This is a genomic window from Streptomyces sp. NPDC059564 (genome assembly GCF_042735575.1).
Taxonomy (GTDB): Bacteria; Actinomycetota; Actinomycetes; order Streptomycetales; family Streptomycetaceae; genus Streptomyces.
Genome location: NZ_JBHWBP010000295.1, coordinates 1 through 9,634 on the forward strand (window position 1 = coordinate 1; position 9,634 = coordinate 9,634).

General features: G+C 73.2%; 7 protein-coding genes. 6 read left to right on the plus strand and 1 reads right to left on the minus strand.

Annotation, left to right across the window (positions count from 1 at the left end; all coding sequences use genetic code 11):
• Positions 1–47 precede the first annotated feature (47 nt).
• Entirely contained in the window at positions 48–1,655 is a 1,608-nt protein-coding gene (locus tag ACFV0Q_RS32270; protein WP_385010171.1) for a protein kinase, read from the minus strand.
• Positions 1,656–1,881: 226 nt separating this feature from the next.
• Here ACFV0Q_RS32270 and ACFV0Q_RS32275 point away from each other — a divergent pair, with 226 nt between their 5' ends.
• From ACFV0Q_RS32275 to ACFV0Q_RS32300, 6 genes are all read left to right on the plus strand, one after another.
• Positions 1,882–3,522: a protein kinase gene (locus ACFV0Q_RS32275; protein WP_385010172.1), complete on the plus strand. Its 1,641-nt coding sequence runs from the start codon at positions 1,882–1,884 to the stop codon at positions 3,520–3,522.
• Positions 3,523–3,690: 168 nt separating this feature from the next.
• The gene (locus ACFV0Q_RS32280) at positions 3,691–4,281 is read left to right on the plus strand and encodes a hypothetical protein (protein WP_385010174.1); all 591 of its coding nucleotides are present in this window, start codon (positions 3,691–3,693) and stop codon (positions 4,279–4,281) included.
• A gap of 72 nt (positions 4,282–4,353) precedes the next feature.
• A complete protein-coding gene (locus ACFV0Q_RS32285) occupies positions 4,354–4,995 on the plus strand; it encodes a PadR family transcriptional regulator (RefSeq protein WP_385010176.1) in 642 nt (213 codons plus the stop codon).
• 25 nt (positions 4,996–5,020) lie between these two features.
• Positions 5,021–5,764 carry an ABC transporter ATP-binding protein gene (locus ACFV0Q_RS32290; protein WP_385010177.1) on the plus strand — a complete coding sequence of 248 codons (744 nt, stop codon included), beginning with the start codon at positions 5,021–5,023 and terminating at the stop codon, positions 5,762–5,764.
• Between the two features lie 8 nt (positions 5,765–5,772).
• Positions 5,773–8,622: an FtsX-like permease family protein gene (locus tag ACFV0Q_RS32295; protein ID WP_385010180.1), complete on the plus strand. Its 2,850-nt coding sequence runs from the start codon at positions 5,773–5,775 to the stop codon at positions 8,620–8,622.
• An 82-nt stretch (positions 8,623–8,704) separates the two neighbouring features.
• Positions 8,705–9,247: a bacterial proteasome activator family protein gene (locus ACFV0Q_RS32300; RefSeq protein WP_385010179.1), complete on the plus strand. Its 543-nt coding sequence runs from the start codon at positions 8,705–8,707 to the stop codon at positions 9,245–9,247.
• The last annotated feature ends 387 nt before the right edge of the window (positions 9,248–9,634 follow it).

The following is a 9,634-nucleotide window of genomic DNA, read 5'->3' on the forward strand; positions in this document are numbered from 1 at the left end:
TGCATTCCGCCGGGCCCTCTTCGTACCGGTCGTACCGGTCGTCCCGTCTACTGCTCTTCGGTCACCGGGTTGTCGCCGCCCGAGGAGGGCGGCGTCGTCTTCGGCGGCGTCGTCGGCGGCTTGGTCGGCGGCGTCGTCGGCGGGAGCGTCGGGGGCTTCGACTCCGGCGGCGGGCTGCTCGCCGGGGCCGACGGGCTGGTGCTCTGCGTGTACTTGCTGCGGCTCGGCGTGGGCACGTACGTCTGCTCGTGCGAACTGTCCGAGTCGGAACTCGGCGGGTTCGACGGGGTGTCCGGCGTCGCGTTCGGGCTGCTCTGCGAGGTCCCCGGGGAGCTCTGGCTCGTGCCCGGCTTCTCGCTGCCGCCCCCACCGCTGTTGTTGACGGTCTTCACCGCGTACGCGACACCGCCGGCGATGGCGAGGACCGCGAGCAGCGCGAACACCCACATCTTCCAGCGGCCGCCGCCCCGGCGGTCGTCGTAGCCGTCGTACCCGCCGTGACCGCCGTGGCCGTTGCCCGGGCCGCCGTGACCGCCGCCGCCCGGGAAGGCGGTGCCGTCGTCGGGGTTCAGCGGGGGCACCATCGGCTGCTGGAACTGCGAGGTCGTGGCGTGCGCGTTGTACTGGGGGCGCGGGCCGCCGTTGCCGCCCGCCGGCATGGCCGTGGTGGACGCGCCGCCCGGCTGGCCGTGCGGGAGCGCCATGGTGACGGGGCCGGTGTTCCAGGTGCCGGTGTTCGCTCCCTGGTCCTGGAGCATCTGGAGCGCGTACTGGACGAGCCCGCGCATCTCCTCGGCGCTCTGGAAGCGGTCGTCCGGGTCCTTGGCCAGCGATCGCATGACCAGGCCGTCGAGTTCCTGCGGGATCGAGTGCCCCTCGGGCAGCTGCGAAGGCGGGATCGGCGCGTCCTGGACGTGCTGGTAGACCACCGACAGCGGGGTCTCCCCGGTGAAGGGGGGCCGCAGCGCGAGGAGTTCGTAGAGCAGGCAGCCGGTCGCGTACAGGTCGCTGCGGTGGTCGACGGCCTTGCCGAGGGCCTGTTCCGGCGACAGGTACTGCGGGGTGCCCATGACCATGCCGGTCTGGGTCATCGTCGACTGCGCGCCGTGCAGGGCACGTGCGATGCCGAAGTCCATCACCTTCACCGCGCCGGTGTGGGTGATGATGACGTTGGCGGGCTTGATGTCACGGTGCACGATGCCGTGCTGGTGCGAGTACGCGAGCGCTTCCAGCACGCCCGAGACGATGATGAGCGCCTGGTCGGGGCCGGGGGCCTCGGCGCTGATCAGCAGGTCCCGGATGGTGCGGCCCTCGACCAGCTCCATCACGATGTAGGGGACGACGTTCGGGCCGACCCGGTCCTCGCCCGAGTCGTACACGGCGACCACCGCGTGGTGGTTCAGTCCGGCGACCGACTGTGCCTCACGGGTGAAGCGGGCCTTGGACACCGGGTCCTCGGCGAGGTCGGCGCGCAGCAGCTTCACGGCCACGGTGCGGCCGAGGCGCACGTCCTCGGCGGCGAAGACCTCTGCCATGCCACCGCGACCGAGCCGGTGGGTGAGACGGTAACGTCCGTCGCCCACCAGGCCGCCGGCGCCCCAGTGCTCAGGACCGTCGCCCATCCCGGCGCCGTTTCCCTCGGGTTCGGGTGCCATCAGTCCTCGCCGTCGTCTCTCTCGTCCGCTCTAGCGGTGGGTCCTCATCGGGTGCTCCGATGAACGCTACAGCCTCGGAACCGGTCACCGTTCGGACACAGACGCCCTGTGGCGCCATGGTCACGGAACGGGCACCGGCTTGACGTGTGCTTGCCCTCCGGCAGACTGGGCGCGACATGCGCTCAGTACGACGCGTAGGGACACAGCCCGAGGGGAAGCAACAGTCATGAGCCAGGACGGCACGCAGGGCCGGTACGCAGGCGGCTCCCTGGCCGGTGGCCGTTACCAGCTAAGGGATTTGCTGGGCGAGGGGGGCATGGCCTCCGTCTATCTCGCGTACGACTCCGCGCTCGACCGGCAGGTCGCGATCAAGACCCTGCACAGCGAACTCGGACGCGAGGCGTCCTTCCGCGAGCGCTTCCGGCGCGAGGCGCAGGCTGTTGCGAAACTGTCGCACACCAATATCGTCTCGGTCTTCGATACGGGCGAAGGCGAGCTGGACGGCGCGGTCATGCCGTACATCGTCATGGAGTACGTGGAGGGGCAGCCGCTGGGCTCCGTCCTCGACGCGGACGTCCGCCAGTACGGGGCGATGCCGGCCGACAAGGCGCTGAAGGTCACCGCCGACGTGCTGGCCGCGCTGGAGACCAGCCACGAGATGGGTCTGGTCCACCGCGACATCAAGCCCGGCAACGTGATGATGACCAAGCGCGGCATCGTCAAGGTGATGGACTTCGGCATCGCGCGGGCCATGCAGTCGGGGGTCACCTCGATGACGCAGACCGGCATGGTCGTCGGCACCCCGCAGTACCTCTCGCCCGAGCAGGCGCTGGGGCGCGGCGTGGACGCCCGTTCCGACCTGTATTCGGTCGGCATCATGCTCTTCCAGCTGCTGACGGGCCGGATCCCGTTCGAGGCGGACTCCCCGCTGGCGATCGCGTACGCGCACGTCCAGGAGGAGCCGGTGGCTCCGTCGACCATCAACCGGGCGATCACCCCGGCGATGGACTCGCTGGTGGCGCGGGCCCTGAAGAAGAACCCGAACGAGCGTTTCCCGACGGCCGCGGCCATGCGGGACGAGATCACGCGGGTCTTGTCGGCCGGTCAGACCGGGGCGCCCGTCATCGTCCCGGGCGCCGCTCCGGGCGGCAGCGGCGCGGGCGTGAGCTCGGCCGTGTTCCCGCCGGTGGACTCCGGGTTCCAGGCGCCGCCGCCGCAGTCGCTGCAGCAGCCGTACCAGGCCCCGCAGACCCCGCCGCCGTCCCCGTACGCGCCGACGCCCGCGCCCGTGCAGCACGCGCAGGGCGGGTACGCGTACCCGCACACCCCGGCGCCGCAGCAGCAGTACGCCCCGCAGACCCCGCCGCCGTTCACCATCTCGCCCGCTCCGGCGCCGTCCCCGGCGGCCGCGGGCGGCGGCGGCAAGAAGAACACGCCGGTGGTGGTCGGGGCGATCGTGGTGGCCCTGCTGGCGATCGGCGGGCTCATCGCGGTGCTGAACATGGACGACGGCACCAAGGACGAGGCCGGGCCCGACGGGCCGGGCGCGTCGTCCTCCGCTTCCGCCCCCGCGGCGGGCCACAAGGGGCCGGACACCTCGCGCACGATCGAGCTGGAGAAGTGCAAGAGCCCCTCGAAGTCCTACAAGGACTCCACGAAGGTCGTGGCGCCGGACTTCCGCTACAAGAACCTCCGCTCGGTGAAGGAGTGCATCCAGGCCGCGGGCTGGAAGTTCACCCTCCAGGACCGTGACGAGGCGGTCTACGGCCAGGACACCGTCCTGGAGCAGCTGCCGGCGGCCGGCGCGGACGTCCCCAAGGAGGGGACGGAGTTCACCCTGGTCGTCTCGACGGGCGACCCGCAGTAGGACGTTTTCAAGGCGGCGGGGCGCCGCCGAAGGACTGACCGGCATCCCGGGCACACCCTCACGGGTGGCCCGGGATGCTGCTTTTGTCCCACTATGCAAATCTGAGGACGTCATTCTGATGCCTCGGCGTCCCGGCGTCCCGGCCGCACGGAAGGGGAGGGGCTCCCCGTGACTCGACGCCCCCGCGTGCCGCGGTGGACCGCCGGAGCCGTACTGGCCGCCGCCGCGCTGCTGGCCGCCGCGCCCGCGGGCGCGACCTCCGCCCGCGCCCCGGGCTCCGCCGCGCCGGCGAGCGTGGTCGCGGTGGCCGAAGTACCGGAAGAGGCGTACGAGGAGCTCGCCGGCAGTGCGGCCGGCGTCGGGCGGGAGCACCCCGGGCGGCCCGCCGGCGAGCCTCCCGCCGCCGATGCCGCCGCCGCCCCCCGGCCCGTGCGCCAGGCCCGTCCGCCCGCGCGCCCGCACCGGGACCCCGCCGACCCGCACCGGGACCCCGCCGGGCCGCGGGATCCCGCCGTCCCGCACCGGGATCCCGCCGACCCGCACCGGGATTCCGCGGCGCCGCACCGGGAGAGCCCCGCGCCGCACCGCTCGCCCACGGGCCCCGAGGCGAGCCACACCCCCGGGGTCAACGCGCTCGGTACGGAGCCCAACGAACGGGCCGCCGATCTTGCCGCCCACATGCTGCCGCTCGGCACCGGACTGGCCCTGATGGGGCTGGGGCTGGGCTTCATGGGCATGCGGCTGCGCCAGGGCCGCTAGCGGGTCCCGGCCCGCCGGGGGACGCCCCGGGGAGGCTTGCGAAGACGAGCATACTCGGTATACATACTCAGTATGTCGATCCGTCACGGGCTTCTCGCCCTGCTGGAACGGGGCCCTCGCTACGGCTCCCAGCTGCGTTCCGAATTCGAGTCCCGCACCGGCTCCACCTGGCCGCTCAACGTCGGGCAGGTGTACACGACCCTCGCCCGTCTGGAGCGGGACGGGCTCGTCGCCCCCGGCGGCGAGGACACCGCCGGGCACACCCTCTACGCCATCACCGACACCGGACGCGCCGAGCTCCACGAGTGGTACGAGCGCCCCGTCGACCGCACCAACCCGCCCCGCGACGAGCTGTCCATCAAGCTCGCCATGGCCGTGGGCGCCCCCGGCGTGGACATCCGCGCCGTCATCCAGTCCCAGCGGCACGCCACGATCCAGGCGATGCAGGACTACACCCGGCTCAAGGCGCAGGCGATCACCGCCATCGAGAGCGGCCGCGCCGACGAACGCGACGACCTGGCCTGGCTGCTGGTCCTGGAGCAGCTCATCTTCCAGACCGAGGCCGAGGCCCGCTGGCTCGACCACTCCGAGTCCCGGCTGGTCCGGCTCGCCGCCCGCGCCGCCACCGAACCCGCGGCGGCCGATCCGACCACCGGCCCCGCCACCGACCCCACCACCGTCCGGCCCCGTACCGCCCGCACGCGGCGGGGCTGAACCACCGTTCCAGGGGGGACCCCTCATGCCCGACCAGCACCGTCCACAGCCCGTACTCCAGCTCGACCGGCTCGTCCGCACGCACGGCAGCGGCGCCACCGAGGTACACGCCCTGCGCGGGATCGACCTGCGCGTCCACCCCGGCGAACTCGTCGCCGTCATGGGCCCGTCCGGCTCCGGCAAGTCCACGCTGCTCACCCTCGCGGGCGGCCTCGACACCCCCACCAGCGGCCACGTCCTGGTCGAGGGCGTCGACATCACCACCGCGAGCCGCAGGCAGCTGGCCTCCCTGCGGCGCCGCAGCATCGGCTACGTCTTCCAGGACTACAACCTGATCCCGGCCCTCACCGCCGCCGAGAACGTGGCCCTGCCCCTCGAACTCGACGGGACCTCCGCCCGCAAGGCCCGCGCCGCGGCCCACGCCGCCCTGGAGGAGATAAACCTGCGCCCGCTCGCCGACCGCTTCCCCGACGAGATGTCCGGCGGCCAGCAGCAGCGCGTCGCCATCGCCCGCGCCCTGGTGGGCGAGCGCCGCCTGGTCCTCGCCGACGAGCCCACCGGCGCCCTCGACTCCGAGACCGGCGAATCCGTCCTCGCCCTGCTGCGCTCCCGCTGCGACGCGGGCGCGGCCGGGATCCTGGTCACGCACGAACCCCGGTTCGCGGCCTGGGCCGACCGGGTCGTCTTCCTGCGCGACGGCAGCGTCGTCGACGAAACCCTGCGCAGCCGGGCCGACTCGCTGCTCTCCGGTCGGGCGGCCGGCCTGTGACCTCCCGGATCGGCTCCTGGTACCACCCCTGGGTCGCGGCCCTGCGCATCGCGCGCCGCGACGCCTGGCGGGCGAAGGGCCGCAGCGCCCTGGTCCTGTCGATGATCGCCCTGCCCATCGTCGGCGTGAGCGCCGCCGACCTCACCGTCCGCAGCGCCGCGCTCACCACCGAGCAGCGGCTGACCCGTCAGATCGGCGCCGCCGACGCCCGGTTCTCGGAAACCGGCCTGGACGGCCCGATCCTGCAGAACCCCGACGGGGAGCACTTCGCGCCCGTCGGCGGCTACGACAAGTACCGGCCCTCCAAGGAGAAGGAACAGCCGCTCAAGGCCGCGCTCCCCGCGGGCGCCAAGGTCGTGGAGGACAGCAAGGGCCACGCCAAGGTGCACACCACGCACGGGCTGCTCAGCACCGACCTGCGCGAGCTCGACGTGCACAACCCGCTGACCCGGGGCCTGATCACGCTCGACCGCGGACGGCTGCCCCAGGGACCCGGCGAGGTCATCGCCACCAACGCCTTCCTGGGGGCCTCCGGGCTGCACGTGGGCTCCGCGGCCACCCCGCGCGGCGCCGCGGCCCCGTACCGGATCGTGGGCGCGTACGAACTGCCCTCCTTCCTCAAGAACCCCGAACTGCTCGCCCTCCCCGGGACGCTGTTCACCCCGCTCGACCGGGACATGCGGGCCGCCGGAGGCTCCGGGATCAGCCCCAGCTCCTCGTACCTGGTCTCGGCCGGCGGCGGCGGTGGTTTCACGTGGAACATGGTCAAGGAGGCCAACACCAAGGGCGCGCTCGTACTCTCCCGCGCCGTGTCCCTGCGGCCGCCCGCCGACTCGGACGTGCCGCTGTTCAAGGAGCAGCCGAAGGAGCGGTTCGATCCGGTCACCGAGGGCGGCAAGGTCACCGAGAAGGCCGTGCTCGCCACCGTCGTGGGCCTCGCCATGCTGGAGATCTGCCTGCTCGCCGGACCCGCCTTCGCCGTCGGCGCCCGGCGCTCGCGCCGCCAGCTCGGTCTGGTCGGCGCCAACGGCGGCGACCGGCGGCACATCCGGGCCATCGTCCTGTCCGGCGGCCTGGTCATCGGCGCCGTCGCCGCCGTCGCCGGAACCGCGATCGGCGTGGCCCTCACCATCGGGCTGCGGCCCGTACTGGAGGACCAGCTCGGCATCCGCTTCGGCGGCTTCGTGGTCCGGCCGCTGGAACTCCTCGGCATCGCCCTGCTCGCCGTGCTGACCGGACTGCTGGCCGCCATCGCCCCCGCGATCACCTCCTCCCGGCAGACCGTGCTGGCCTCGCTCACCGGCCGCCGCGGCATCCGCCGCGCCAACCGGGTGCTGCCCGTCCTCGGCCTGCTCGCCGTGGCCGGCGGCGCCGCCATCGCCCTCTACGGCACCAACTACCGGGTCAGCCCCACCGTCGTCGCGGGCGGCAGCGCCATCGCCGAGCTGGGGGTCGTCGCCCTCACCCCGGTGCTGGTCGGCCTCTTCGGGCGGCTCGGACGCTGGCTGCCGCTGTCGCCCCGGCTCGCCCTGCGCGACGCCGTCCGCAACCGGGGGCGTACCGCGCCCGCCGTGGCCGCCGTACTGGCCGCCGTCGCGGGAACCGTCGCCGTGTCCACGTACCAGTACAGCCGCGACGTCCAGGCGCGGCACGAGTACACCGCCGAACTCCCCGCCGGCGCCGGCTACCTGGCCAGCCACGACGGCATGAGCCAGAAGGCGCTGCCGGCCCTGCGCGAGGCCCTGTCGAAGGACCTGCCGGTGAACGTACGGGCCGATGTGGACCGGTTCGTGGCAGGAAAGCCGAACTGCGCCCAGGGCGGCACGGATCCGGACTGCGGACGCGTCGAGGTCATCACCCCGAAGGAGCAGCGCTGCCCGCTCTACGAGGCAGAGCACGGTCCCGCCTCCTTCTCCATGGAGGACGCCAAGAAGCTGCGGCAGGACCCGCGCTGCGCGATCCGGGAGTTCGGCGTCCCGCTCTCCACGGTCGTCGCCGACGAGAAGCTGCTGTCCGTGCTGGCGGTCAGCGACCCCGGCTCCGTATCCGCCCTCAAGGCCGGCCAGGCCGTCTCCTTCGACCAGCGCAACGTGAAGGACGGCAAGGTCACCCTGCGGATCATCACCGACGAGGCCGCCGCCGAGGCGGCCGCCGCCCGGCACGCCGAACTGCCCGGCCAGGACAAGGTGCTCACCGTCCACCAGGCCCCCGCGACCGCCGACAGCTGGGGCGTCGTCCTCGTCGTCCCGCCCTCGGCCGCCCGGGCCGCCGGCATCGCCACCGCCCCGGCCGGCGCCTACTTCAGCCTCGACGGGAAGGCCACCACCGAGCAGAAGCAGCGGCTCGAAGGGGACATCGACCGGCTGGGCGCCGACGCCTACCTCAAGATCGAGGAGGGCTACCAGGAGCAGAGCACCCTGGGCGTGCTCGCGCTGAGCATCTTCGCGGGCCTCGTCACCATCGGCGCGGCCGGCATCGCGACCGGCCTGGCCCAGGCCGACTCCGAGGCCGACCTGAAGACGCTGGCCGCGGTCGGCGCGGCCCCGCGCGTGCGGCGCACGCTCAGCGGCTTCCAGTGCGGGGTGGTCGCCCTGATGGGCGTGGTCCTCGGCTCGGCGGCGGGCATCCTGCCGGCGGTCGGGCTGCGGCTCACCCAGGCACGCGAACAGGAACGGCTGGTCAAGCACGGCGTCGAGATGGGGTACGCCACCCTGAAGGACACCGAGCTCTACGTGCCGATCGCGGTGCCGTGGGACACGCTGGCCGGGCTCCTGGTCCTCGTCCCGCTCGGCGCGGCCCTGCTGGCGGCGCTGGTCACGAAGTCGAGCGGAGCGCTGGCCCGCCGCGCGGCGGGCTGATGTTGCGGCCCCCGTACAGGGTGGATCACGCCCGTACGGGGGCACACCGTGTGAGTACGCAGGTGTGCGAGACAATGACGGCATGGAGATGCCGAGGAGTGAACGGTCGCAGGACAGCCCCCCGCACGTCCTGATCGTGGGACAGGACGGGACGGCGGTCGGCGGCGCCGATGACGAGTCGCGCGAGGTTCCGGTGACGGAGATGGTCGAACAGCCCGCCAAGGTCATGCGGATCGGCAGCATGATCAAGCAACTCCTGGAAGAGGTACGCGCCGCGCCTCTCGACGAGGCGAGCCGGGTCCGGCTCAAGGACATCCACGCCGCCTCGGTGAAGGAGCTCGAGGACGGCCTCGCACCGGAGCTGGTCGAGGAACTGGAACGCCTGTCCCTCCCCTTCACGGAGGAGGCGATCCCGTCCGAGGCGGAACTGCGGATCGCGCAGGCGCAGTTGGTGGGCTGGCTGGAGGGTCTCTTCCACGGGATCCAGACGGCCCTGTTCGCGCAGCAGATGGCGGCGCGCGCCCAACTGGAACAGATGCGCCGAGCCCTTCCCCCGGGCGCGGGCTCCCACGAAGACGACGAAGAGGGCCCCCACGGCGCGATCCGCTCGGGCCCGTACCTGTAACTCCGAGGGCGGGGCTGGAACTGCCCGGTGGGGCTGGAGCGCTTACGGCACTCCAGCCCCACCGGCACATCCAGCCGCGCCTGCCCTTGAGGCGCCCCACCAGCCCCGCCAGCATTCGCCGCACCCTCCCACCCCCGCCACCTCCAGCACGGCCGGCCTTCGCCGCTCCCGCCCAGCCCTGCCACATCCAGCCCCACCGGCGTTCGCCGCACCCTCCCACCCCGCCACCTCCAGCCCCGCTGGCCTTCGCCGCACCCGCCGCCTCCAGCCTCGTCGGCGTTTGAGGCGCGGGGGTCCGGGGGCGGAGCCCCCGAAACGGGGTCCGGGGCGGAGCCCTGGCTGGGGGTCCCCCCGGACGGAGTCTGGGGGATGGGCGAAGGGTGGGGC